Source organism: uncultured Nostoc sp. (genome assembly GCF_937863485.1).
In the GTDB taxonomy this organism is placed as follows: domain Bacteria; phylum Cyanobacteriota; class Cyanobacteriia; order Cyanobacteriales; family Nostocaceae; genus Nostoc.
Map to the genome: position 1 here is coordinate 54,820 of NZ_CALMFY010000215.1, position 23,983 is coordinate 78,802.

Below are 23,983 nucleotides of genomic sequence, written 5' to 3' on the forward strand. Positions count from 1 at the left end.
TGACTAGTGACATGGATCACAAAGGAGAAAACGCGTTACATTTATTTACGATATCTTCAGTAGACCTTTATATATCTAACTCTGTTTCATCACTTTAGAAAACGAGAAATCAGATGCCATTTTTAATACAAGACAAGAAATGGGTTTGAGTTTTTATTTTCTAATACAATGCACAAAATTGTGGCTTTTTGACAAAAGCCACTTGTAAGAAGGATTCTAAATTATTCTCTCGCAATAGTGATGATAGAGCGCTAAACCTATCTAAAAGGAAATTGCATGTGGATCGTCAAAATTGCTTTACGTCTTCCGTATACATTCGCGATCGCTGCCTTAATGATTGTGATCTTGGGTGTAGTAACGATATTTGGCACAGCGGTTGACATTTTTCCCGCAATCAACATTCCGGTTGTCAGTATAGTTTGGACTTATACTGGTACTACATCTGAGGAAATGGCACAGCGAATCGTAACAATTAGCGAACGTGCCATGACAACAACTGTTGGGGACATCGAACACATTGAGTCTCAATCTTTAAGTGGTGTTAGTGTCGTCAAGGTTTTCTTCCAACCGAGCGTTAATATAGCCTCAGCCGTCGCTCAAATCACCTCTGTCAGCCAAACAATTCTCCGTCCTTTGCCACCCGGGATCACGCCGCCATTCATCATTCAGTACAACGCTTCTAGCGTACCGATTATCCAGATGAGTGTCAGCAGCAAAAACTTGCCGGAACAAGCGCTCAACGACTATGCTACCAACTTTGTTCGCACTCAGTTAGCAACAGTGCAAGGGGCGAGTGTACCTTTGCCCTATGGTGGTAAACCTCGGCAAATTATGGTTGATATCGATCCCCAAGCGATGTTGGCTAAAGGCGTTTCTGCCCAAGATGTGACTAATGCTGTCAGTGTTCAAAATCTGGTCTTGCCCGCGGGCAATATGAAGATAGGCGCTCGCGACTTCGCCGTACAAATCAATAATAGTCCAGATGTAGTGTCAGCCCTCAACGACTTGCCAATTAAGCAAGTTAATGGTAACATAACTTACATTCGCGATGTTGCCCAGGTACGAGATGGCTTTGCTGTACAAGCAAACATAGTACGTGAAAATGGCAGGCGATCAAGCTTACTGAGTATTCTCAAAAGTGGCAATGCCTCAACTATTGATGTGATTGATCGGGTAAAAAAAGCTTTGCCTCGCATCCAATCCACCTTGCCCCCAGGACTGAATTTAGCGTTTTTGTTCGATCAATCTGTATTTGTTAAGGCTTCGATTCAAGGCGTTCTCAAAGAAGGATTGATTGCAGGATGTCTCACCGCGCTGATGATTTTGGTTTTCTTAGGAAGTTGGCGCAGCACTGTAATTGTAGCCGTATCGATTCCCCTCTCGATGCTGGTTTCGATTATTGTGATGAGTCGTTTGGGACAAACTTTCAACATTATGACTTTGGGGGGTTTGTCCTTAGCTGTCGGTATTCTTGTAGATGATGCCACAGTCGAGATTGAAAATATCCACCGAAATCTTGGACAAGGTAAACCAATCAAGCGAGCAATCTTGGATGGAGCGCAGCAAATCGCAACTCCAGCACTTGTAGCAACATTATGTATTTGTATTGTCTTTGTGCCGGTGGTGTTTCTGAGTGGAGTGGCAAAGTACCTGTTTGTCCCGCTAGCGATGGCGGTAGTATTTGCCATGCTTGCTTCTTATGTGCTGTCTCGGACTGTAGTACCGACGATGGCAAATTATTTCCTACCACATGAAGCGCACTTGCATAGAGAAAGCGAGAATCATAATGGTCATAGCGATCGCCATCATATAGATTCGCCAGTTCAAAACAATAATGGTCGTGACAACCATCATATAGATTCGCCAGTCCAAAACAATAATGGATATGGCGATCGCCACACCCATTCACCAGTCGAAATCTATGATAGTCGCGACAACCACCATAGCCATTCGCCAGTCCAAAATAATAATGGTCATGGCGATCGTCACCAAACAGAAGAAGCAACAACCAAAACTGCCGAACCTGTTAAGAAAGATTGGATATGGCGGCTACACGAAAAGTTTAACCGGCAATTTGAGAAATTTCGCAGTTGGTACTACGATGTCCTAACCTCAGCATTAAATCACCGCCGCATAGTCTTTGTGCTGTTTGGTGCTTTTATAGTAAGTGCAGGAGTTTTATTGCCGTTCGTCGGTCAAGACTTTTTCCCTGAAGTCGATGGTGGTCAGTTTAGCCTGCATGTTCGAGCCTTACCTGGTACTCGTTTGGAAGAGACAGAAAGAATTGTCAGCCAAGTCGAAGGCGTTATCCGCCAGACTGTACCGAAAGAAAATCTCTCGAAGATTCTGGATAATATCGGTTTACCCAACAGTGGTATTAACCTTACCTATGGCTACAACGGTGCTACAATTGGCCCGGCTGATGCTGATATTCTTGTGTCCCTCAAAGAATCTGGTTCAACTTTTTCTTATGTCAAGCAACTCCGCCAGAAATTGAAAGCGACATTTCCCAATTACACCTTCTTTTTTGAGCCGGCTGATATTGTTACTCAAATTCTGAATTTCGGTTTGCCTGCTGCTGTTGACGTGCAAATATCTGGCCCTCTGCAAAACTCAAAAGCAAACTTTAAAATTGCCAAAGAAATCGAAGCAAAGATGACGCTCATTCCTGGTGCTGTAGATGTACACATGCAGCAAGTTGTCGATGCCCCAGAGTTACGTCTTAATGTAGATCGCACTGAGGCTCAACAACTGGGTATGACTCAGCGTGATGTTGCCAATAGCGTTCTCACTTCTTTAAGTTCAAGCGGTCAAGCCGCAATTAACCAATGGCTCGATCCCAAAAAAGGTGTAAGTTACACCCTTGCTGTACAAGTTCCCCAGTACAAGATTGACTCTATTGACAGCCTGAAAAATACGCCAGTTGGCAACGGTCAAACCGCACCCCAACTTTTAGGTAATTTAGCTAGTGTCAAACGCGACACAGTGATGCAAGTTGTGAATCACTACAACATTCAGCCAGTCTTCGATATTTACGCTAACTCTTCTGATCGCGATCTAGGGGGAGTTGCCCGCGATGTAGATCGAATCATCGCTGATTATAAGAAAAAATTGCCTCACGGTAGTCAGATTAATGTCCGCGGGCAAGTGCAAACGATGAACTCTTCTTTTTTGGGACTTGGTTTCGGACTTGTGTTTGCAATTGTGCTGGTTTACTGCTTAATGGTGGTGAACTTCCAATCTTGGCTTGATCCCCTGATTATTATGATGGCATTGCCGAGTGCTTTAGCTGGTATTGTCTGGATGCTGTTTGTCACCCGCACTACTTTTAGCGTTCCTTCGTTAATGGGTGCAATTATGAGTATAGGTGTGGCGACATCAAACAGTATTCTACTGATCACTTTTGCTAATGACCAGCGTCAAGAAGGGCAAAATGCCTATAAAGCAGCGCAAGCGGCGGGTCACACGCGGTTGCGTCCTGTATTAATGACTGCCTTAGCCATGCTCATTGGTATGGTGCCAATGTCCCTCGGTTTTGGTGAAGGTGGTGAGCAGAATGCACCCTTGGGTCGCGCTGTAATTGGCGGCTTGTCAGCTGCAACAGTTGCAACTCTCATCTTTGTACCTGTTGTATACAGCATGTTACGGCGTCAACAACCTCGTCCTATTGATCAGGATGATGAAGATTTAAATTTCTCAGATCTACAGACTGCATATTCCTTGTCATCATCCCAAGGCAAGGAGTAAGCAATTTCATTGTTCAATAATTGCCAAAGCCAATGATGGTAATGACTCTAGCTGCTGAATTTCTGCAAATTAGATAATATGGGACAGCTTACCTATGGATTCTCAGCCTCCATCTCCTGATTTAGAACAACAAACGACTTCTAGAAAACAAAGGCGCGGCATCGGTCGAATTGGTTGGGCTGTAATTGGTGCTGTTTTTTTTGGTAGCCTACTAGCCATAGGTATTCTGCCTCGGTTAAGCCAAAGGTCAGAATTACAAGCAGCAGTCAAGGAAGCAAGCACCTTAACCTCAGTCAACATTATCACTGCTCGTCGCGCTGCTGCTACTACCAATTTGGAACTACCTGGGAGTGTTGTAGCCCTTAACCAAACGACCATCTACGCTCGCAGTACTGGGTATTTGCGGCGGTGGTATGCAGACATTGGCGATCGCGTGCAGGCTGGTCAGTTATTAGCAGAGATTGATTCACCAGACATAGATCAGCAAGTTTTGCAAGCAAAGGCAGAGTTAGCACAAGCACAAGCTAACGTCCTTCAAAGTCGTGCTAGTTTAGCTAAAGGTGCTTCTGATTTGAAGCAAGCCCAGGCTAATCTATTGATCGCACGTCAGAGTTGGCAGCGCTGGAGTGTTCTTGTCAAGCAAGGTGCAGTGCCTCAACAAGATGCAGATACAAGATATGCCACATATCAAGCTAATCTTGCCAACGTTGAGGCAGCAAAAAATACTATCAATTCTGACTCTGCTAACGTCAAAGCAGCACAAGCTAACGTTTATGCAAGTCAAGCAAACTTCCAGCGTAATACCGTATTGCAGTCTTACAAGAAAGTCACTGCTCCCTTTGCAGGGGTGATTACCGCACGTAATGTAAATACAGGTGTTTTAATTTCAGCAGGTAGTGGCAACAGCAATACTAGTAGTAACACCAATACTAGCAATACCAGCACTAGCAATACCAGCCTTTATACTATTGCTGCTTATGACAAGCTAGATGTGAATGTGAATGTTCCACAGAGTTTATCACCGTCATTTGAGACTGGTCAAACAGCAGAAATTACAGTTAAAGAGTTACCACAACGAGTGTTTACGGGTAAAGTAGTGCGTACTAGCAACGCTATAGATCCAAATACTCGCACTTTGCTAACACAATTAGAAGTGGAGAATTACAACGCGACGCTGCGACCTGGGATGTATGCCACTGTTAAATTCGCCATTAATCGCACTAATACTCCGTTTGTTGTGCCAGATAGTGCTTTAGTCAATAACGCCGGAGGTACGCAGGTAGCAACTCTAACCAAAGATCAAACAGTGCATTATCAAAAAGTTGTCGTTGGGCGAGATTATGGTACTGAAGTCGAAATTACATCAGGTTTGACAGGAAATGAATCGTTAATTGCCACTCCTACGGTTGATGAGACAGAGGGTTTGCGCGTGCAGCCAGTTGCACAAAAAAAGTAGACTCAATGTTGTCAATTTACAGCGCTTTTCATCTAAGTGAGGTACATTAACCCACCCTCCCCGATACCTTGGGGAAGGGAGGGTGTACTCCATTAACTTCTAATTTGCTGCTTGCCAAAGGCATCGCTTCTTCAATTGCCCCTTTGTCCCCTGACTTCTTGTACTAGAAGCTAAAAGTAGTACAAAGTACACCTGTAACTGCTGTATCATTGGCGCTAATTCCTTCAGGATTGAGGAGAAAATATACATCAATATAGTTAGGACTATTAATACTAAAAATGAAGCGATGACATGACAAGCGAACAAAATATTTAAAGGTCAGCAGTGTTAATCAAGCAAATACTTTATCGCGGTTATGGGGTGCATCAAAATCAATCAGTGGCCCTTTTGGGACGATGCGAGTTGGATTAACCTGGGGATGGCTCTTATAATAATGCCGTTTGATGTGGTCAAGATTGCAAGTCTCTTTGACTCCCGGCAGTTGGTAAAGTTCTTTGAGATAATTCCACAGATTCGGATAATCTACAATCCTACGTAAGTTGCATTTGAAATGCACATAATAAACTACATCGAAACGAAACAGAGTAGTGAACATACACCAGTCCGCCTCAGTAATTTCCTTTCCGCAAAGATAGCGTTGATTTCCCAATATTTTTTCCCAGTAATCGAGAGCCGTGAATAATTCCGTTACTGCTTTATCATAAGCCGATTGAGTGGTAGCAAATCCCGCCCGGTAGACACCGTTATTTATTGGTTGATAAATTGTATCAATCGTCTCGTCAATTATTTTTTGTAAATGTTCTGGATAAAAGTTAATATTTTGTTTAGCGAAAGCATTGAATTCTGTATCAAACATGCGGATGATTTCACGGGATTCATTATTGACAATTGTCCCATTTTGGATATCCCATAAAACTGGAACTGTCACCCGGCCGCTATAGTTAGGGTCAGCCTTCAGATAAAGTTGCCAAAGATATTGAGTACCGTTGACTGTATCGGGAATGCACCCCGGTTCATCGCCAAATTCCCAGCTATTTTGAGCAATTTCTGCTGCAACGACCGATAACCCAATGACATCTTGGAGTCCTTTTAATTGGCGGATAATGGCGGTGCGACACGCCCAAGGGCAAGCCCAAGAAATATATAGATGATAGCGCCCTGCTTCAGCTTTCAAACCATTAGAACCATCAGATGTAATGTGGTTACGGAAAGTTGTTGATGGACGGATAAATTTACCTTCTGAGTCTTCTTGATCTCTTTGAGATACCCACTGACCATTCTTAAGAATTCCCAAACCCATAATTATCTCCTTAGTACAGTTTTGCGTAAAAACGTAATGTTTTTAAATGCAGAAGGACGCAAAGTAAACGCAAAGTGACACAGAGTTTTGCCTAATTTATTTCGCTACGAATTAATGAAATGTTGTATTTAGTTATTAGTCAAGAGTGAAGAATCTAAAACTCTGGACTTTTGACTTTTGACCAAATTTTAGATTTTTAATTTTGGAAAATGGAATTGTTGGCGGAGCCTCTCGTAGAGAAGATTCTTGCGTTCGATTATTTAATGCATGTTTGAGACTTGCGAATTAGAACGCGAGAATAATTATATTTTTCCATTCTCCAAACATTTTATGCCTTGCAAGTGACTTAATTGCTGGGGTCAATCTAAAATCTAAAATCGTTCGACTGAACGACTCGCCTTGAGCGTACCCCTACGGGGATCTTGCTAGCAAGAGCGTCTCCAAGAGTTGCCGAAAGGAGCCGTTCGCGTAGCGTTCCGCAGGAAAGTCCAAAATCCAAAATTGCTTGACTATTGAGCGTTGAGGATTTTTGGCACTTTGAAAAACTCCCCTTCTTGTTCAGGCGCACTTTTAAGAATGCTTTCCCGGTCTGGATAGGGTTGCAATTCATCCTCTCGTGTGATGTTGCTGACATCAATTGCCCGTGTTGTTGGGGGCACATTACTAACATCAAGTTCATTCAACTGTTCAATATAATCCAAAATATTTCCTAACTGGGTAGTGAATTGTTCCTCTTCTTCTGGAGTCAATTCTAAACGAGCAAGATTAGCTACTTTATGAACTTGTTCTTGGTCAATCATATTTTTTTGTTAGGAGTTAGAAGAGACGCGATTAATCGCGTCTGTACAAGAGTTAGGAGTGAATGATTCATAATTCCTAACTCATCACTTTTAGAAGAATACGTCAATTTGCGATCGCTTAGTGGTTTTCAGCCAGTTTTGGGCTTCGATGTAGTTATTGGGAGCCATGCGAATAGCTCGAATCCAATAGTCTGCTGCTTGGTCAAACAGTGCTTCGCCAGCCTCGTTATCTCCAGCTTCTTTCTCCCTTTCACCTTGGTAGTGATAAATCACAGCGATGTTGTTCAAGGCTTGGGGCATACGTGGGTTTAACTCAATTGCCTGGTGATACAGTTCTAAAGCTTTTTTGTGGTCGCCGTTGCTGGCATAGATTAGCCCCATATTGTAAAGAATATAGCCGCGATCGTTTGTATCTTCCTCTAGTGTTAAAGCTTCTTCATAGTATTCCAATGCTTCAGCATATTCCCCTTCTGCTTGGGCTGACATGCCATCTCGATAATAAACAAACGCTTCTTTAGCTTTTTTGTTGGTTGGCAGGATTTTCAGGATGATATCCGCCATTACTGTAAAGGATTTGTCAACAAAATTATCGTTTTTTTGTGTTCTTGGCATATTTGTCTCTGGGGATTGGGGATTGGAGAACTCGGGGTCCCCTCTGGGGATAAGGGGTAATGGGGATTGGGGAACTTGGGGTTCCCTCTGGGGATAAGAGGTAATGGGCATGGGGCAATAATCAATAGTTTTTCTTCCCCTGCTCCCTCATCTCCCCAATCCCCTAGTACACTCAATAGCTAATTTAACTGATTTGCGGTGGCATTCTTCTTACTGAGTGGGATGATGCACTCTTGACTATTATGGCGAGAGTTGTTTACCAAGGTGCTAACTTGATAGGCAGTCATTGCTGACGCTGGATAGGGACGCAATAACTGCTGTAGGGTTTGGGGCGTTTGCACTTGTAAATCTAGCCATAAATCGTAATCTTGTGGCTCTAAAATCACTGGCATCCGCTCGTGGATCGGTTGGAGTAATTCGTTAGCTGCCGTTGTCAAAATTGTACAAGAGATTATTTCCTCGTTAGCAGGCGTTCCCGCTTCGGGTTGCCGTGGGCATCGCCATTTCTCCCACAAACCTGCAAAGCCGAAGGGTTGCCCATCTTGAAGATGAAAATAAAACGGCTGTTTTTTGCCTTGTTGCCGTTGCCACTCATAAAAGCCATCAGCTAGCACTAAACAGCGTCTGTGCTTAAAAGCCGAACGAAAAGCGGGTTTTTCGGCAACAGTTTCTGCCCTAGCGTTAATTAGCTTTGCCCCCATTCCTGCATCTTTCGCCCATGACGGAATTAAGCCCCAATGCAACTGCTTAAATTCACGCTTTTCGCTTTCGGGATTTTGTAACACTGTTGCCACCATTTGCGTAGGTGCAATGTTATATTCGGCTGCTAAATCGGGAACTGACTCCACATGGAAAACTTGAGATAATCCTGCTGCTGACTGCTTTAGAGTAAATCTTCCACACATACTTTTATTCTCGATCCCTAACTAAATTAAACATCTCAATCTAGAAATAAATAATATTTTTTTTTATTTTTTCGGATAATTTTATGTAGTACGCTCAGATGCTAAATCTAAAAAAAATTATCCGGTTTTTGGAAAATCTTTTGGTAAGATATTGTATTTTGAACCTTCAATTATCAACATATTACTAACTGTATTTTAACATGGAACTACTGCGTCTGTACGATTTTTTACCATCTGGCAATGGTTATAAGATACGTCTTTTATTGACACAACTAGGTATGCCTTTTGAGAGAATAGAGCTTAACATCTTGAAAGGCGAGACCCAAACACCAGAATTTTTAAGTAAAAATCCTAACGGTAAGATACCTCTTCTGGAAATTGAGCCAGGGAAATATTTGGCAGAATCAAATGCCATATTGGTATATCTGAGTGAAGGTACGGAGTTTTTACCATATGACCGCTTTTTACGAGCGCAGGTGCTGCAATGGCTATGTTTTGAACAATATAGCCATGAGCCTTTTATTGCTACATCAAGATTTTGGATTTCTATTTTAGGTAAAACTGAAGAATATAGTGAAGCTATTAAGCAAAAACGTGAACCGGGTTATACAGCACTTAGCCTGATGGATAAACACTTAACTTCTCAGATTTTTTTTGTAGGAGAGTGTTACACGATCGCTGATATTGCCTTGTTCGCTTATACTCATGTAGCTAATGAAGGTGGGTTTGATTTGACACAATTTCCTGCTATTCAAGCTTGGATAGAAAGAGTCAAAGCTCAACCAAGGTATATCAGTATTACACAGCAGAAAAATTTGGTTTTGTGAGCTTCTGTCTCTAGGTTATTGGCTCTAGTAGAGGATGTACTGGGTGGGATATAGCCTCACATTCATCAGGAGAAATTTTCAAAAAATGTGTTACTAAGCAGCAACTAAATATCTGTATCAATTTCTATCAGCTTTTGCCGAGAGGACAAACCTAACTTAATTCTGATATGAGATTTAGGTAGATCAAATTTATCTGCTAGTAGTTTAATTAACTCTTCATTAGCCTTACCATCAACTGGGGGCGATTTTAAATATACAGTCAGACTGCCATCAAGTTGTTCTTCAATCTTTTGCTGTTTTGAATTAGGTTTAACCTTGACTTTTTTTTGCATAACCTATTTTCTGTAATTGTTGCAGCCACAACCAACCTAAAACACAACCCAATACATAATGAGGAAAATCCCACCAAACAAAGGTAGTACCAAGTAACAATTTACCTATCAAGGTGGCGCGAATCTCTTCTAATAGTGGCGGATGCCAAAGTTGCAAGAATTCTAGTATACAGGTGATGACAAAAACCCATATAGGAATTTGGATAACTGCCACCCGACTTCTGAAAAACCAAAATGCAAATAGACACCAAAATATTTCGTAAAATACAGCGGCTCCGTAGTCATTAAACCAGTGATGGGCAGGCCCGTTATAATATTTAAACAAAAAGCCCATCGGTACAACGATGAGCACAGAAAGAATAATAAATATTGTTTGGTTACGGTGTCGAAGCATTTTCTACAAACTAGAGACTAAGCAAAATTTTAGCAGCCCGAACAACTGGAAGTCGCAGCTACACAAACTTAGGCATACCCCTACTCAAAAGCCAGCTACACGTAGCGTCCTGTAGGGAAGGCTAGTCCGCCCACGCGGACTTATCTTCTCTTTCTACGTCAACTCATTGTGGGGGCACTTGTTGGTACTATCTGGCTTGTTGGTTGAATGTTTATTGAACTACTTGTTCCAGGAACTGGCTTGATTTAGAAGATCAATAGCATCTGGCTCAAGTTTAATATCTACAGATTTGATGATATCTTGAAGCTGCTCAACTTTTGTAGCACTAACAATAGGAGCGGTAATAGTGGGACGTGCAATTAGCCAGGCCAAAGCAACTTGGGTGAGAGTCACATTATAAATCTTGGCGACTTCATCTAGTGCCTCTAAAATTGCTAAACCACGAGCATTCAAATATTTCTTGACAGAATTACCACGGGCACTAATAGACAGGTCTTTTTCTGAGCGATATTTACCAGAGAGAAAGCCACTACACAGAGAGGAATAGCTAATCACACCAATTTCCTGTTCTTGGGAGATTTGTTGTAGCTCCTGCTCGTACTCGGATCGGTCATACAAGTTATAACGAGGCTGAAGGCTCTCATAGCGAGGATAACTATGCTGCTGGCTGATTTGCAATGCCTGTGCCAAACGCTCTGCACTATAATTGGAAGCACCAATGAAGCGCACTTTTCCCTGATGAATTAATTCCCCATAAGTTTCTAGGGTTTCTGCAAGGGAAGTGCTTTCATCATCGATATGTGATTGATACAAATCAATATAATCGGTTTGTAACCTGTGCAATGAGTCTTCAACAGCTTGTTGGATGTATTTACGAGAAAGTCCTTTGCCTTTAATACCCATATCATTGCCAACTTTAGTGGCAATCACCACTTGGTCACGGTTGCCTCGCTGCTTGAGCCACTTCCCTAAGATGATCTCCGACTCTCCACCCTGATTGCCTGTAGCCCATTTGGAATAGACATCAGCAGTGTCAATAAAATTACCTCCAGCCTTGATGAAGTAATCTAAAATCTCAAATGAAGTATCTTCATCAATAGTCCACCCAAACACGTTGCCGCCAAAACATAGTCGTGATACTTCTAGCCCGGAACGTCCAAGTTTAAGTCTTTCCATCAACACTGCACTCCTTTATCCTTATTTGACGGCGAATCAATTCGTCCGTGCCTTACCCCCATACATAAATATAGTTGCTCTCCACGGCACGGAGGTCTCAGTGAAAAGTTACAAACTTCTTAACACACCTTGTTTTTTGGTTGTGACTGTGTGATACTTTGGTTTAGGTTTAACAAATACTGCATCTCTATTGATTTACCGTATTTGTTGAAATATAAAGATATATTATTTCTCCTTTAGATGCAATACGTGATAAAAGCTTATATCTGTATACCCTTGTAAATAATTAATATTAATCAGGAATGTTAAATGCAAGAACGAGGCTTATTAAAGCAGCTACAAGAGGCATAAAAATGATAAAATTCAAGCGATTTAAGCATATAAAAAGTGGATTACTAATAAAGCTGTAAAATACGGTTTTGAGCCAAGAGCCTTCCTGAAATATGGAGAATTTATGCATGAAATAGGGATGCTAAATCAGCAGCCTAAATTAATCGATGAATTAATTTTACCTGCGCTTAAATGCGTTGAAGGAGATTAAATTAATGGGGAAATTAGAATCATTAATTATAGCAAAAAATGTTCAGATTATCTATAAAGAAGGTAGACATCGGTTTCCGGCTCTAGAAGATATAAGCTTTGCTGTGAACCCAAAAGAAAAGTTTGTAATTATTGGGTCATCGGGTTGTGAAAAGAGTAGCCTGCTAAAAGCGATCGCTGGTTTTCAGCCCATCAAATGTATGTCAATAGCAATACACTCAATTGTCCTTAATCACAACCAAAGTTAAGAGCCAATATTGGTATACAATACTATTCATCTAATAAGACTATTTAAACTCTCCAAAGTACTATTGAGAACAGCACGATCAATTGAGTAGTATCTTGTTTGCCCTTTTTTGTAATTCTTCGCCAAACCTGCTTCCGTCAAAACTTTCAAGTGGTGACAAGAAAGAGATAAGCTAATACCCAACTGCTCGGCAATTTCTGAACAGCTGATTTCGTCAGTATTCAACAGTAAATCTACTAGGCGCAGGCGTGTCGCATCTGAAAGAGCCGTAAAGATTTTAGCGCGGTTTTCGTAATTTATTTTCTCAATCATCCCCATATCATAGCAGGATCTGGCATTTTACTAAAATACTCAAATAATCATTTGACTATTCTGCGAAAATTCTGTTATGCTAATTACTGCAATGGTTAAATAAGTATTTAACTATAATTCTCTAGTACTGAAGATTCCTGACGAGATACGACGTTAACAAACATCAACAGCTACTTTGAGTCCTACTCTTACAACATAGCTGAGGCGTGTTGTAATTCTGGACGCCGTTAGATGTAATTGCGATCAATTGCCAGATATTGAGCGTGAATTGCACTCCAACTCCACAGGATCTTATCTGTCTGAACTTCTGAACAAGGATATAAGCAATGAGCACAGGCAATCGTTTTTTCTCTGACCTGAAACAAGTTGAGGCAGAACTGACCTACCTCACCCCAATGGCAGAAAAGCCTTTTATCTATGCCTATGAACCCCCAGTAGGGGTTCCCCGCTCCAACGGAAAGTACGAGACACACAAAGTGCCAATCCATAATGCACGGGCAATTTCAAATAAAGTATCCTTAGAGCGCCAAGGCTTCGACTTTGCTACACATGAAAGTAAAGTCAGTGATTTCTATGATGAAGATGAGATCCGCAGCGTCTATTATCCTGAAGCCAAGCAATTATTGAAAGAGGTGACAGGTGCAACTGAAGTACTAATATTCGATCACACTCTTCGTAACGCTCAACGTTCGCAGTCGGGCGAGAACGAAATCAGGGAACCTGTCAAGCGCGTGCATAATGACTTTACAGCCAAATCTGGCCATACTCGCGCCCGCAAGGTATTGACAGAGCAGGGAATAGATAACATTGATCAAGTGCTACAAAAAAGGTTTGCACTGATTAACATTTGGCGACCTATTGCACCAGTTGAGGAGTCACCATTGGCAGTGTGCGACGCTTTTTCTATCGTACCTACAGACCTTGTAGCTAGTGATCTCTTGTACCCCAATTACGCTGGCGAAACTTACGCAATAACCTATAACCCATCACATCAATGGTTTTATTTCCCGCAAATGCAACAAGACGAAGCGCTATTTATTAAGTGCTTTGACTCCGCAGAAGAAGGACGGGCCAGGTTTGCCGCCCATACTGGATTTGATGACCCCACTAGCCCACCAGATGCTCCACCTCGTCAAAGCATTGAGTTAAGGACGATAGTTTTCTACCCCGAATAGATTCATCAGAGAATGACCAATGGTCAATCTTTTTAGCTGCGTTTAAGTCTTTATCCGAATGGCACTAATAAAAAGCCCAAAGGCTTGTGTCACCTTGTTCCCAGTCTTTAGACTGGGAATGTATTCCCAGAGGGCTGCTGCCTCTGGTCAATTCCCTGACTGGTTAAAAGCCTACAAGCTCTTAATCAGTCAGGGCAAGGGCTGTATCTAAACTTACTGCTATTCGTATTTATCCTAAATGTGACCGCACACAGGACAGACATAAACGCAGTTTTTTAATAGCATCTTGTGACGATGCGGGTATCAGAGCCAATAGCCACATTTGATAAATTGGATGCCTCAAATCAGTCGTGGTACAGAGCCATTTTATTTCTGGGCACTTCTGAGCCTCTGATGAGATGTTATAAACCTCTGTTGTTCCGGCAGTCTAAAAATACAATAATTAATACTACGGTAAATCTATCAAGATAACGTATAATACTTTCAACTGCGATCGCTTCCTTTAGAATTTTGCTTGCACTTGATAGCAAAATTCCAAAAGAAATAGACGAGTGCAAACACCACCCTATGGATCAAACTCTGGAGAATCTACATGGGCTACAAACATATCGAAGTCAAACAAGTAGCTGGTTTCATCGGTGCCGAAATCAGTAACGTAGACCTTTCCCATCCTCTGAATGATGATCAAGTCAAAGAAATTCGTAAAGCACTATTGAAGTGGAAAGTCGTGTTCTTTCGTGGACAGAACATCGATCATGCTGCCCAGGTTGAATTCACATCTCGTTTCGGCGAAGTGACTTTCGCGCATCCACTCGGAGAGCCTGAACCAGTTCCGGGATTTCCGCAGATCAAACCCGTAGACCGGAGGCTCTATGAGAAACAGTACGGTTTTCGTACTGGAGGCCCCTGGCACACAGACGTAACAGCGGCTATCAACCCGCCAGCAGCGTCAATTTTACGTGCGGTTAATGTCCCTAGCTTTGGTGGTGACACCCAGTGGAGTAATCTCGTTGCCGCTTATGAGGGTCTGTCGGCACCTCTACGGGCGCTAGCAGACACATTGAAAGCTGAACATCGCTTTAATGGGAGTGGGTATCTGCCCCGCAACAGCAAGTTCGCCGAGCGCATCGCTGTGAATCCACTAGTCTCAATCCACCCAGTAGTAAGGGTTCATCCTGAGACTGGTGAGCGTGCGTTGTTCATCAACCCTGGCTTCACCTCACACATTGTTGATGTGTCATCACAAGAGAGCAAGCTACTGCTTGAGTTGTTCTTTAACCAAATCACCAAGCCTGCCTATACCACCCGTTTCCGTTGGAACAACGGTGATATCGCCTTCTGGGACAACCGTGCTACCGTGCATTTGGCTCCTCAAGATTTGGATCATTTGGATGTCGAGCGTCTCCTATATCGCACCACCATCACTGGCGATGTTCCAGTTGGGGTTGATGGTTTCCGCTCAGAAGTGGTTCAAGGTGAGGCGTTCAGCTCAGAAGTACCAACCGTCTTCAAGCAAAAAGCCCAGAAGTTGGAAACACAATCAGTGCTTTCATAATTTACAAACTACTAAACTGGGCTGCTTGTATCTGACGCAGCCCAGCATGAAATTAGAGCAGATAACTATTTAGGCAAATCTAATTACCATTAGAGTAAGGGACTTCCAAATAAAAAAATATCCCATCGCTCAAAGACAAGGAATAATTTACGGATATCTTCTGCTACCTGCACCCACAACACCGATTTTGTGACGATAGGAAAGTTCAGCACCGAACCAACCGGAAACACTAACCAGCGTACCGACAATGAGCGAGAGAACCAGTCCCCAAGGTAGTATTCGGGATTCAGCGTCGCCCAAGCGCAGGAGGAAGTTGACTAGACTTAAAACTATTAGAGAAACGTTAAGTATTAAATGCGCCCAACCTGCACTGCGCTTGCGAACTCGTTCAATTCTAAAAAAGTCGCTCAGGCCAATTGCTGATGCAAGGACGCCTCCAGCTAATCCTAGTCCGATTAACCATAGTGAAGCCCTAGCCCAGAAAAAATCACCACTTAACCAGTAGCCGATGTCGCTTCCCAAGGCGGCGGCTAAAAAGGCGATGGGAAAGGTCACACTCAGGGGATGTAGGGGATGTCCTGCGATCGCAACTGTACTGGGTACGCCGCTATCAAGATACTCACTATCGTTACTTTCAATAACTGGTGGAATATTTGGAAAAGGTGTTGAATTTGTTTGTGTTGTGTCTGTAGTTTCCATTATTAATATCCTGAATTTATTAGCGTCTTATTTTTAATCTGAAGGAATTTGTTCAACATGAGCTTGAGCTTGTAGAGTTAGTTTACCTACTTCTACTTTTAGTTGGTTAACTTGCAAACTCATTCCTTCTAAATCAAAGTTACTCAAATTTAAAAGTTCGCTAGTTTGATCTATTAAAGCTTTTGTCAAATCTGGCGATATTTCTCCACTTTCGCCATACTCGACATTTTCCAAAGTAACAGTTTTTCCATTGGCACTGATCCGGGGTACTGCGGAAAAAGCAACTTGCTGATTTTCACCTGTTTCTACTATTTTCATAGTGGCATTTATTGCTACTTTTCCATCACCTGGTAGTCGAAACTCTACATTTTGAGGCTCAATAGTCGTCAGTTGCCCGTTAACATTGATTTTTTGACTTTGCAATTGCGATCGTACATATTCTGAGTTGAAGGCGCGATTGATATCAGTCTCAGTTAACACAACCTGTGCATTGGCTTCTGTAGGTTTAGTGAGTTCAATTTTGCCGAAAGCTACACTCAGGGGATTAATGGCAACATTAGTCATTTGCATGTCAAATTCCTCCATGCGGAGGTCTTTCTGCATAACCATACCTTCACCTTCAATCGTGACCGAATCCACTTCTCCCTGAACCAGTTTCAGCGGATCGGTTTTGATGTTTACATCTAAACTTTCTACTTCATCTAATTGGCTAGATAATCCTATTTCTGCCGCCTTATTGAGCGCTTGCTCTCCTAATCCAGGACTGTCTGCCATTATTAAATTAACTCCCGATTTAAATACTATTTCCTGGATTTACTTTAAATAATTTTTATCATATTTAAATCTATCTTACGATGTAAGATAGATTTAAATCCTGTCTATCTAAAAGGATAATTATATTATTTATAATCAAAAGTTTTGCTTTTTTATCCAGAGTTTTTAAGGCGTAGATGCAGAACGTTTGATTATCCGATATCACTCAAAAGAAAGATTGAATATATAGAACTTAATAGTTATATTGTTTATCTATGAACTTTTGCTAAAATCTATTTAATAAAAAAGATTCGCAACATCATATAGAATCGAATTTTTGTTTAGCGCGGCACATGATCATATCAAATGGGTAGGCGTAGCCAGCCGTAGGCATCGCTTTTACAATAATTTTTTCAAAGGCAGCATAAACCCAGGTACAACATCTTCACCGCTTAATATTACTGTAGCCGGATATTGAGTAATTGAACCATCCCGGCGATAAACTAAAGCTTGTTGATTTTTTCTACCAATTAACCATCCTAATTGAACACCATTAGCAATATATTCTTCCATCTTGGCTTTGAGTTTTGCCAAACTATCATTTTTAGAACGAATTTCAATTACAAAGTCGGGTGCTAAATTAACAAATTTGTCTTCTTCTTCATCCCAACCTTCTGGCAAACGTCCTTTAGCCACAAAAGCAGCATCAGGTGCTCTGACAGCAGTATTTGCTAATCTAAAACCTGTACTTGAGCTAAAAACTTCACCTAAATCCTGACTTTCTACCCAATTCAACAAATAGGCTCCTGCTTTTATTTCTCGATTACCAGAAATTCCACCAGTTGGGGGCATAGTTTCTAACGTTCCATTAGCATTGCGTTCAAACCGCAGTTCTGGGTTTTGCGAACTCATCAGTATTAATTCTTCATCAGTGACAGTATACAAAGACTGCACCGTTATTTTTTCGCTGGTCATGATGATTTCATAGCAAGCTTGATAGATGTCTCAATTTTAGTGATAGATATCTCAATTTTAGGCTGAGATTCAATTACTTCTGTACCCCTCTCCTGCTCTGCATTCTCTGTGTCTGGAGCGGTTTGTTATAAAATTGACATTAGCAGCAGTGCAATATCTGATTATAAGCTGTTTTATTCTTTCAAAACAATGCTCTCAGAACGTTTTACCGCAGCCCTCACCTACGCTACCCAATTGCACGCTGACCAAGTTCGTAAAGGTTCAGGTGTTCCCTACGTTGCCCATTTATTAGGTGTCACCAGTATTGCTTTAGAATACGGAGCAAATGAAGATGAAGCGATCGCAGCCCTCTTACACGATGCGATCGAAGACCAAGGTGGGGCCGCAACACGGGAAGAAATTCGCCGCCGCTTTGGTGACAATGTAACAGCAATTGTAGATGCTTGTACTGACGCTGATACAACTCCAAAACCCCCTTGGCGACAGCGCAAGGAGGCATACATTAGTCATATTCCTACCGCTTCTCCATCAGTATTGCTCGTGTCATTAGCAGATAAACTTTACAACGCCCAGTCTATTCTCAAAGATTATCGCGTTTTGGGCGAATCAGTTTGGGAACGTTTTCAGGGGCGTAAAGAAGGTACTCTTTGGTATTATCGGACGCTTGTGGATACATTCAGGAAGACTGGAACCACTATAATCATTGAGGAATTAGAACGCGTCGTTGCAGAAATTGAGGTATTAGCATCTAAATAAAAAATTTATTTATCCAGAAGTAGATAAAAGATTTATAAGGAACTAGTACCGCAAGGCGGAAGTCAAAAGTCAAAAGTCAAAAGTCAAAAGTATTACGGAATAAGCTCTTTAGGGTTTTTAAATGGTTGTTCTATTTCCGCCGTGTTGTACTAGACAAATAGCTTTTTTACCTTGAACAGCAAGAAGGCTCACACTGTCAGTAGATAGGCGGGAAAATTTATAAACATGTCATTGCGTTGGCGTAAGCCTTCCCGTAGGGTACGGAGCAAAGTGAAGTGAAGCAATCACAAGGGTTTCAACTTTTTTACATTTCATTAGATAGTTAGCTTTATTTGTACCTACTTACCTGAAAAATCAGTGTTGAGATGAAATTGCAAGTCAAGAGTCAGGTCTGACCAAATTCGAGTCAAACGAGAACTCTTAAAGACCACAATGACCAGACGAACAAAATATTTGTCTAAAAGCCAAAATCATCGGGACGTAAAAAATCTATGATGATACAGGTAATCCCTAATGAATTGGAAAGCCTACACTATACCGCAAGGTCAGTATAAGTAATTTACAGACATAATATAGTCATGTCTCTCATGAACGAATTTTCGCTTTTAGGTTCTTTCTCTAGATAAAAAATCTTTCTCTCGGTAGATAGGTGTACTTACATTATTATGGCTGCTATGTTACCAATATGACGATAATAAGACAAAACGCTCTAAATACAACCGTAGGTCCTTCAGTAAGTCCTCCAGAAATATTGGCAGAAAAGTATCTTGAAGCAGAGCGGATGCACGATGTTCAGCTTTTACTGCAAAACTTGATCAACAGTGAAGAAGCCACTGTGAAACTAATTCTGGATTGTCTGTATGACGTTGGTTCAGTGAATTTGATCAATCAAAAGCTTCGCTTGAAGCCTCTAAACAGGGTGATGAAATTAATTGCCCGAATGTCCAAACCAGTTTTTAGAACCTTGGCTCTAAATTGGTTTAAGAAAAACTGTCCCCAACTAATTACTAATTGGCTACACACGCAAGTTACTTTTGAAAAGACCCAAAATAGACCCCAAAAAGTAGCTGTTGAAGTTGCAGAACTTCAACCATATCCGATACCACATACAGAAAATATAAGCCAAGAGATTAAAAATCTGCGCCAGCAAGTCCGATGGCTAGCTGGGATTTCAATAATAGCGATCGCTGTTTTAGGAGTAACAGCCGCTAGGTTAAACTGAAACTCATAGCTAGCACTATGAGCAAATTTAATAGATCCAGCAAACTATTTTCGGTGTAAAATTCACTTCGATTCTAAAAACCCTACCAGCCCAAAATGTGAATAATTTTTGCTCCATGAGGTTTTTTGGGAAACAGTTGTTTTGCTAACTTCAAGCAACTTAACTCGTTGTATTGCCAGCATATTTAAATAGCTGGTTCAGCATATAGGCTAATTCGTACTATGGCTTTGCCCAAACCTACTCTGGAGGACATCGAAATACATCTGCTTTTGGAAGGGATGTATCAGTACTACGGTTATGACTTCCGCGATTATGCTCTTTCCTCACTCAAGCGCCGCATTCACAGCTTCATGGAATTAGAGGGATTAGCTAATGTTTCTGTTTTGCAAGAGCGATTACTTCACAACCGTGCTTATTTGGAAAGGTTTTTGCTTGGTCTGACGGTGAATGTAACATCAATGTTTCGTGATCCCAGCTTTTATAACACCTTCAGAAATCAAGTTATCCCCTTTTTGCAAACCTATCCGTTTATTCGGATCTGGCACGCTGGATGCTCCACTGGTGAAGAAGTCTACTCAATGGCAATTCTGCTGCAAGAAGAAGGACTTTATCACCGTTGCCGCATATATGCCACTGATACTAATGAGAAGGTATTACAAAGTGCCAAAAGTGGCATTTTTTCCCTAAAACTGATGCAGGAATATACCCAGCTTTACTTGAAAGCAGGCGGCAAGAAGTCATTCTCAGAATATTATACAGCAGCTTATGATAACGCTATTTTTCGAGCATCCTTAAGAGAAAATATTGTCTTTGCCCAGCATAATTTAGCAACTGACAGTTCTTTTAATGAGTTTAATGTCATCCTTTGTCGTAACGTTCTCATCTATTTTAATCAGGTACTTCAAAAGCGGGTACACGAACTGTTTTATAATAGCCTCTGCACCTTTGGCATTTTGGGTTTAGGAAAACAAGAATCCATCAGGTTTACCTCTTATGAACAGCACTATGAAGAGATAGTCAAAGGGGATAAACTATACAAAAAAATAGCTGGTGCTTAAAATCCAGGCTGTTTGAACCACTAGATGAACGTGATTTTACGTGAGTTCGACAAACATCTCTCTGCCTTGAATTAAAGTTCAAGTCTGTTCCTCTGGGAGTCGGAGAGGGACAGGTTTTACTACGCAAAACCTCTTAGAGGATATTTGAAAAGTATTATTGCTAATATCAAAAACTCCCAAACCTAACCCTCATTCCCTACAAGGAGAATAAGGGTTTAAAGCCTCTCGACCTTTTGGAGAGAGAAATGGAAGTGAGGTTTTAAACGGGTTAGTGCTTAAGTTGACACCTATGCTTCTAATCGCCTAATACTTTTAAAACATCTTCTCACTAAAAGTGCATTTAAATTAGCACTAAGTATTTTCTATAAAAAATATTATGAATAAAATTGCGACGCCGATAGCGTACCCCTACGGGGAAGCAAGCTACGCGCAGCGTCTCGTAAGAGAGCGTCATAGCCCCTGGTAGACATCGCTGTCAAAAGACAGTCTGTCAAACATTTTTAATTGTGTTCAGAAGATAGACTTAGCGATCGCTTAAGGTAAATTACACATTAGAGTCTTAAAGGAGATTGTCGATGCAACTTCTCGAATGTCCTCCTGTTGCAGTCATTGCTGGAGAAAATGCGGTTCACGTTTCTCAACTACCTTCTATATGGCAAGACATTGCTAGAGGAACCACGAGTGTCGGACTTTCCTATCCCCAAAGCTACGTTGAGATGGCGCAGTTGTTCTTATACAAATTAAAGCATGGTGATGTTGACTTGTTTAGCGATCGCCCCCAACTGGCTCACTTGATACCCTCATTTTCCCAGCTATTTGCACAGCTAGCATGGGAAACCCTTGACTTTTTTGGGCAAGACTTTCTCAAACACAGCTATCCAAATTTTGCAGAAATTCTCCGTGATGTGAAGTCAAAGGGCACAGATTATGCTGATGAAGAAAAAGTGGCTCGCATTGGCATAGATTTATTCAATGAGTTTGGTTATGAACTACCTGCCAGCTTCTATCATGTGCATCTAGCACCAATTTACCGCGATCATGTTTTTGAAGAACGCGCCTTAAGATTTGATCAGCGCGATATCGAACATAAACGTGCTTGGGATGCCATACTCCATGCAGGTAAGGTGTTTGCTATCCAGATGAAGGTGCAAAGTATTGCTTCCAAATACGGTTTTACTTATCAACACGGCTGCGGTTGTAACTCTCACCTATCTTCCATTGATGTATCTCGTGGGGCGTTTGAATATGAATTGAGTCCCGAAAAACGTCAGCGATGGATTCGTAGTTTCATCTGGACTGCTTGGTATGAGTATGCCTTTTTTGCGATCGTACCAAATACGAGTTATTTAGTTTGAAAAAGAAGTAGACTGCATTAGGAAAATAGATAAAGCGAGTTCAATCAGCATTCAGGCAAGTTATTTCTTAATTTGCCTAAATGCTTTTTCATTTTAAGGCTGACCAAGAAAGTCTTGTTTACCAAGTTCTACACCACAGTGCCTGAGAATGTCATATGCTGTTGTGACATGGAAATAAAGGTTTGGTAAAACAAAATATAGGAGAAATGGCATTCCTTGAAAATCAAGAGTGTTGTCACCCATCTTAAGGGTAATTGTTCTCTCCTCTGAACCGTCAATTTGCTCAGGTTTAAATGTATTTAAATGAGAGATAGTTTGATGAATGCGGTCAATAAGTTGAGGGAATGTAGTTTCATTGTCCTCAAACTGGGGTGGTTCTATCCCTGCTAGTCGTGCTGCACCTCTATTTACTATGTCAGAGGCAATTTGTACTTGTTTTGATAATGGAAACATATTTGGGGATAGACGACTATTGATCAACACAGAAGGATCTATTTTTTTAGTTTCAGCGTATGTAGCACCTTTTTCCAGAATACTTACAAGGTTATTCAGTGTGCGAATAGACACGGGTATTGAAGCTTGGTACATTGAAATGGTCATTGATTATTTATCCGGAAAAAGTTTAATGAAAGACACAAACAAAAGCATGACTAAAGTCATAGTTCAAGCATACACAATATAAAAAATAGTTGTTAAGTTAGTAAGACTTTGCAGGAATTGCATAGTTAAAAGGTTCGATTGATATCGGGGCAACTTAATTTCCTTACACTTTCAGCAAGTCGTTTTTTATGTGTAGATTAATCGGCTACCTTGGTAATCCCATCCGATTAGATGAGTTGCTGATAAACAAAGATGCACACAGATTCATCTGTGTGTATCTTTAATTCTAAATATCTTTAGACCGTATTATCACCAGAAGTCTAATGTTTACTGCCAAACATAGATAAGGACAAACAAAATAATCCAGATGACATCGACGAAGTGCCAAAACAACGAAGTTGCATTTACACCAAAATGACCAGTGTCGTAGTTACCAGGGATGAAAGAACGTACCAAAATTATCAACTGCAACAAAATGCCAGTGAGAACGTGCAAACCGTGGAAACCTGTTAGTAGATAGAACGTTCCACCGAATGTCCCGGAGGTGAAGCCAAACTCCAGGTGGCTCCATTCAATCGCTTGTCCAGCCAAAAAGTAAGTTCCCATCGCCATTGTTGCCAAGAGAAACAGGCGAAATTTCACTAAGTCATGACGTTGAAGGGCGCGTTCGGCGAAGTAAATCACAAAGCTACTGGCGACTAGAATTACTGTGTTGATTGTCGGATCTTTTACTTCTAGTCCAGAAACACCAGCTGGTAGCCAGTTAGGAGTTGTTGTTTTGTAGATGATATATCCGGCGAAAAAACTCAGGAAAATGACGCTTTCAGACAGTAAGAACACAATGAAGCCAAACATCTTGTTGCCTTCTTCGTCGTGGCTATGTTCTGCGCTTGTCTGATGCAACTCATTTGAATTGATATAACTGTCCATTGGTGGAATTCTCCTTTAGCTTGCTAGACTGCGATGTGTAATTGCCTCATTTCCTCGTTCCTAGTCTCTAGCTCTTAATGCCCACAGGAGGGCTGCCGCTTTTCTTACTCGCGGCAGTAGGCCAATGAAGAACATTTCCAGGTAGTACCTGGAAACGAGATTTAAAAAGGGTTTTGCTTCCTAAATAAAAGTCAGTCTGCGTTTGTCAATGTTGAGTGAGTGTTTTCGCGTAGGTTAGCTGTCAACGGTTCAGATTT

At 41.3% G+C, this 23,983-nt stretch carries 23 protein-coding genes; 10 read left to right on the plus strand and 13 right to left on the minus strand.

Going from position 1 to position 23,983, the window contains the following annotated elements:
- Positions 1 to 276 precede the first annotated feature (276 nt).
- Complete coding sequence (locus Q0541_RS28875; protein ID WP_298919389.1) at positions 277 to 3,747, plus strand: efflux RND transporter permease subunit; 3,471 nt, start codon at positions 277 to 279, stop codon at positions 3,745 to 3,747.
- A gap of 94 nt (positions 3,748 to 3,841) precedes the next feature.
- The gene (locus Q0541_RS28880; RefSeq protein ID WP_298919390.1) at positions 3,842 to 5,203 is read left to right on the plus strand and encodes an efflux RND transporter periplasmic adaptor subunit; all 1,362 of its coding nucleotides are present in this window, start codon (positions 3,842 to 3,844) and stop codon (positions 5,201 to 5,203) included.
- 331 nt (positions 5,204 to 5,534) lie between these two features.
- Here the strand turns inward: Q0541_RS28880 and Q0541_RS28885 are convergent, their stop codons facing one another.
- The 4 genes from Q0541_RS28885 to Q0541_RS28900 form a co-directional block, all read right to left on the minus strand.
- Entirely contained in the window at positions 5,535 to 6,503 is a 969-nt protein-coding gene (locus Q0541_RS28885; RefSeq protein ID WP_298919392.1) for a glutathione S-transferase family protein, read from the minus strand.
- 509 nt (positions 6,504 to 7,012) lie between these two features.
- Positions 7,013 to 7,303, minus strand: a complete 291-nt coding sequence (gene gatC, locus Q0541_RS28890; protein ID WP_298919394.1) for an Asp-tRNA(Asn)/Glu-tRNA(Gln) amidotransferase subunit GatC — start codon at positions 7,301 to 7,303, stop codon at positions 7,013 to 7,015.
- A 90-nt stretch (positions 7,304 to 7,393) separates the two neighbouring features.
- Complete coding sequence (locus Q0541_RS28895) at positions 7,394 to 7,915, minus strand: photosystem I assembly protein Ycf3 (RefSeq protein ID WP_298919396.1); 522 nt, start codon at positions 7,913 to 7,915, stop codon at positions 7,394 to 7,396.
- A gap of 179 nt (positions 7,916 to 8,094) precedes the next feature.
- Complete coding sequence (locus Q0541_RS28900) at positions 8,095 to 8,820, minus strand: SOS response-associated peptidase (protein WP_298919398.1); 726 nt, start codon at positions 8,818 to 8,820, stop codon at positions 8,095 to 8,097.
- A gap of 200 nt (positions 8,821 to 9,020) precedes the next feature.
- On the opposite strand from Q0541_RS28900, the gene Q0541_RS28905 reads away from it, so the two are divergent.
- Positions 9,021 to 9,647: a glutathione S-transferase family protein gene (locus tag Q0541_RS28905; RefSeq protein WP_298919400.1), complete on the plus strand. Its 627-nt coding sequence runs from the start codon at positions 9,021 to 9,023 to the stop codon at positions 9,645 to 9,647.
- A gap of 104 nt (positions 9,648 to 9,751) precedes the next feature.
- On the opposite strand, the gene Q0541_RS28910 is transcribed toward Q0541_RS28905, so the two are convergent.
- The 3 genes from Q0541_RS28910 to Q0541_RS28920 all read right to left on the minus strand — a co-directional run bounded on the left by Q0541_RS28910 (position 9,752) and on the right by Q0541_RS28920 (position 11,549).
- The gene (locus Q0541_RS28910) at positions 9,752 to 9,979 is read right to left on the minus strand and encodes a DUF167 domain-containing protein (RefSeq protein ID WP_298919402.1); all 228 of its coding nucleotides are present in this window, start codon (positions 9,977 to 9,979) and stop codon (positions 9,752 to 9,754) included.
- Positions 9,957 to 10,373: a DUF2809 domain-containing protein gene (locus tag Q0541_RS28915; RefSeq protein ID WP_298919404.1), complete on the minus strand. Its 417-nt coding sequence runs from the start codon at positions 10,371 to 10,373 to the stop codon at positions 9,957 to 9,959. Before Q0541_RS28915 ends, Q0541_RS28910 begins: the two co-directional genes overlap by 23 nt.
- A 219-nt stretch (positions 10,374 to 10,592) precedes the next feature.
- Positions 10,593 to 11,549 (minus strand): aldo/keto reductase, encoded by a 957-nt coding sequence (locus Q0541_RS28920; RefSeq protein WP_298919406.1) that lies wholly within the window; start codon positions 11,547 to 11,549, stop codon positions 10,593 to 10,595.
- A gap of 545 nt (positions 11,550 to 12,094) precedes the next feature.
- Here Q0541_RS28920 and Q0541_RS28925 point away from each other — a divergent pair.
- On the plus strand, positions 12,095 to 12,337 hold the full coding sequence (locus tag Q0541_RS28925) for an ATP-binding cassette domain-containing protein (RefSeq protein ID WP_298919408.1): 243 nt from the start codon (positions 12,095 to 12,097) through the stop codon (positions 12,335 to 12,337).
- A 26-nt stretch (positions 12,338 to 12,363) separates the two neighbouring features.
- On the opposite strand, the gene Q0541_RS28930 is transcribed toward Q0541_RS28925, so the two are convergent.
- A complete protein-coding gene (locus Q0541_RS28930) occupies positions 12,364 to 12,648 on the minus strand; it encodes a metalloregulator ArsR/SmtB family transcription factor (protein ID WP_273764291.1) in 285 nt (94 codons plus the stop codon).
- A gap of 326 nt (positions 12,649 to 12,974) precedes the next feature.
- Between Q0541_RS28930 and Q0541_RS28935 the strand changes: the two genes are divergently transcribed.
- Together Q0541_RS28935 and Q0541_RS28940 are read left to right on the plus strand one after the other, a co-directional pair.
- Positions 12,975 to 13,823 carry a CmcJ/NvfI family oxidoreductase gene (locus tag Q0541_RS28935; protein WP_298919413.1) on the plus strand — a complete coding sequence of 283 codons (849 nt, stop codon included), beginning with the start codon at positions 12,975 to 12,977 and terminating at the stop codon, positions 13,821 to 13,823.
- Between the two features lie 592 nt (positions 13,824 to 14,415).
- Positions 14,416 to 15,378: a TauD/TfdA family dioxygenase gene (locus tag Q0541_RS28940; protein WP_298919415.1), complete on the plus strand. Its 963-nt coding sequence runs from the start codon at positions 14,416 to 14,418 to the stop codon at positions 15,376 to 15,378.
- A gap of 147 nt (positions 15,379 to 15,525) precedes the next feature.
- Here the strand turns inward: Q0541_RS28940 and Q0541_RS28945 are convergent, their stop codons facing one another.
- From Q0541_RS28945 to Q0541_RS28955, 3 genes are all read right to left on the minus strand, one after another.
- On the minus strand, positions 15,526 to 16,077 hold the full coding sequence (locus Q0541_RS28945; RefSeq protein ID WP_298919417.1) for a DUF2231 domain-containing protein: 552 nt from the start codon (positions 16,075 to 16,077) through the stop codon (positions 15,526 to 15,528).
- Between the two features lie 33 nt (positions 16,078 to 16,110).
- Positions 16,111 to 16,851, minus strand: coding sequence for a DUF2993 domain-containing protein (locus Q0541_RS28950; RefSeq protein WP_298919419.1), 741 nt, complete (start codon positions 16,849 to 16,851; stop codon positions 16,111 to 16,113).
- A 378-nt stretch (positions 16,852 to 17,229) separates the two neighbouring features.
- Positions 17,230 to 17,805 carry a Uma2 family endonuclease gene (locus tag Q0541_RS28955; protein ID WP_298919420.1) on the minus strand — a complete coding sequence of 192 codons (576 nt, stop codon included), beginning with the start codon at positions 17,803 to 17,805 and terminating at the stop codon, positions 17,230 to 17,232.
- A 189-nt stretch (positions 17,806 to 17,994) separates the two neighbouring features.
- Between Q0541_RS28955 and Q0541_RS28960 the strand changes: the two genes are divergently transcribed.
- The 4 genes from Q0541_RS28960 (at position 17,995) to Q0541_RS28975 (ending at position 22,196) form a co-directional block, all read left to right on the plus strand.
- Positions 17,995 to 18,561, plus strand: coding sequence for an HD domain-containing protein (locus Q0541_RS28960; RefSeq protein WP_298919422.1), 567 nt, complete (start codon positions 17,995 to 17,997; stop codon positions 18,559 to 18,561).
- Between the two features lie 685 nt (positions 18,562 to 19,246).
- Positions 19,247 to 19,783: a hypothetical protein gene (locus Q0541_RS28965; protein ID WP_298919424.1), complete on the plus strand. Its 537-nt coding sequence runs from the start codon at positions 19,247 to 19,249 to the stop codon at positions 19,781 to 19,783.
- Between the two features lie 221 nt (positions 19,784 to 20,004).
- Entirely contained in the window at positions 20,005 to 20,841 is an 837-nt protein-coding gene (locus Q0541_RS28970) for a protein-glutamate O-methyltransferase CheR (protein WP_298919426.1), read from the plus strand.
- Between the two features lie 575 nt (positions 20,842 to 21,416).
- Positions 21,417 to 22,196, plus strand: a complete 780-nt coding sequence (locus Q0541_RS28975) for a hypothetical protein (protein WP_298919428.1) — start codon at positions 21,417 to 21,419, stop codon at positions 22,194 to 22,196.
- Positions 22,197 to 22,289: 93 nt separating this feature from the next.
- On the opposite strand, the gene Q0541_RS28980 is transcribed toward Q0541_RS28975, so the two are convergent.
- Together Q0541_RS28980 and Q0541_RS28985 are read right to left on the minus strand one after the other, a co-directional pair.
- Entirely contained in the window at positions 22,290 to 22,796 is a 507-nt protein-coding gene (locus Q0541_RS28980; RefSeq protein ID WP_298919430.1) for a DUF1993 family protein, read from the minus strand.
- 327 nt (positions 22,797 to 23,123) lie between these two features.
- Positions 23,124 to 23,726 carry a heme-copper oxidase subunit III gene (locus Q0541_RS28985; RefSeq protein WP_298919432.1) on the minus strand — a complete coding sequence of 201 codons (603 nt, stop codon included), beginning with the start codon at positions 23,724 to 23,726 and terminating at the stop codon, positions 23,124 to 23,126.
- Positions 23,727 to 23,983 lie beyond the last annotated feature (257 nt).

Excerpts from the sequence above, each read along its gene's own strand:
- Q0541_RS28985 (WP_298919432.1), bottom strand. The coding sequence starts at position 23,726 with ATGGACAGTTATATCAATTCAAATGAGTTGCATCAGACAAGCGCAGAA.
- gatC (WP_298919394.1), bottom strand. The coding sequence starts at position 7,303 with ATGATTGACCAAGAACAAGTTCATAAAGTAGCTAATCTTGCTCGTTTA.
- Q0541_RS28910 (WP_298919402.1), bottom strand. The coding sequence starts at position 9,979 with ATGCAAAAAAAAGTCAAGGTTAAACCTAATTCAAAACAGCAAAAGATT.
- Q0541_RS28885 (WP_298919392.1), bottom strand. The coding sequence starts at position 6,503 with ATGGGTTTGGGAATTCTTAAGAATGGTCAGTGGGTATCTCAAAGAGAT.
- Q0541_RS28930 (WP_273764291.1), bottom strand. The coding sequence starts at position 12,648 with ATGATTGAGAAAATAAATTACGAAAACCGCGCTAAAATCTTTACGGCT.
- Q0541_RS28895 (WP_298919396.1), bottom strand. The coding sequence starts at position 7,915 with ATGCCAAGAACACAAAAAAACGATAATTTTGTTGACAAATCCTTTACA.
- Q0541_RS28965 (WP_298919424.1), top strand. The coding sequence starts at position 19,247 with ATGACGATAATAAGACAAAACGCTCTAAATACAACCGTAGGTCCTTCA.
- Q0541_RS28915 (WP_298919404.1), bottom strand. The coding sequence starts at position 10,373 with ATGCTTCGACACCGTAACCAAACAATATTTATTATTCTTTCTGTGCTC.
- Q0541_RS28940 (WP_298919415.1), top strand. The coding sequence starts at position 14,416 with ATGGGCTACAAACATATCGAAGTCAAACAAGTAGCTGGTTTCATCGGT.
- Q0541_RS28880 (WP_298919390.1), top strand. The coding sequence starts at position 3,842 with ATGGATTCTCAGCCTCCATCTCCTGATTTAGAACAACAAACGACTTCT.
- Q0541_RS28980 (WP_298919430.1), bottom strand. The coding sequence starts at position 22,796 with ATGACCATTTCAATGTACCAAGCTTCAATACCCGTGTCTATTCGCACA.
- Q0541_RS28925 (WP_298919408.1), top strand. The coding sequence starts at position 12,095 with ATGGGGAAATTAGAATCATTAATTATAGCAAAAAATGTTCAGATTATC.
- Q0541_RS28905 (WP_298919400.1), top strand. The coding sequence starts at position 9,021 with ATGGAACTACTGCGTCTGTACGATTTTTTACCATCTGGCAATGGTTAT.
- Q0541_RS28975 (WP_298919428.1), top strand. The coding sequence starts at position 21,417 with ATGCAACTTCTCGAATGTCCTCCTGTTGCAGTCATTGCTGGAGAAAAT.
- Q0541_RS28900 (WP_298919398.1), bottom strand. The coding sequence starts at position 8,820 with ATGTGTGGAAGATTTACTCTAAAGCAGTCAGCAGCAGGATTATCTCAA.
- Q0541_RS28945 (WP_298919417.1), bottom strand. The coding sequence starts at position 16,077 with ATGGAAACTACAGACACAACACAAACAAATTCAACACCTTTTCCAAAT.
- Q0541_RS28960 (WP_298919422.1), top strand. The coding sequence starts at position 17,995 with ATGCTCTCAGAACGTTTTACCGCAGCCCTCACCTACGCTACCCAATTG.
- Q0541_RS28950 (WP_298919419.1), bottom strand. The coding sequence starts at position 16,851 with ATGGCAGACAGTCCTGGATTAGGAGAGCAAGCGCTCAATAAGGCGGCA.
- Q0541_RS28920 (WP_298919406.1), bottom strand. The coding sequence starts at position 11,549 with ATGGAAAGACTTAAACTTGGACGTTCCGGGCTAGAAGTATCACGACTA.
- Q0541_RS28970 (WP_298919426.1), top strand. The coding sequence starts at position 20,005 with ATGGCTTTGCCCAAACCTACTCTGGAGGACATCGAAATACATCTGCTT.
- Q0541_RS28875 (WP_298919389.1), top strand. The coding sequence starts at position 277 with ATGTGGATCGTCAAAATTGCTTTACGTCTTCCGTATACATTCGCGATC.
- Q0541_RS28935 (WP_298919413.1), top strand. The coding sequence starts at position 12,975 with ATGAGCACAGGCAATCGTTTTTTCTCTGACCTGAAACAAGTTGAGGCA.
- Q0541_RS28955 (WP_298919420.1), bottom strand. The coding sequence starts at position 17,805 with ATGACCAGCGAAAAAATAACGGTGCAGTCTTTGTATACTGTCACTGAT.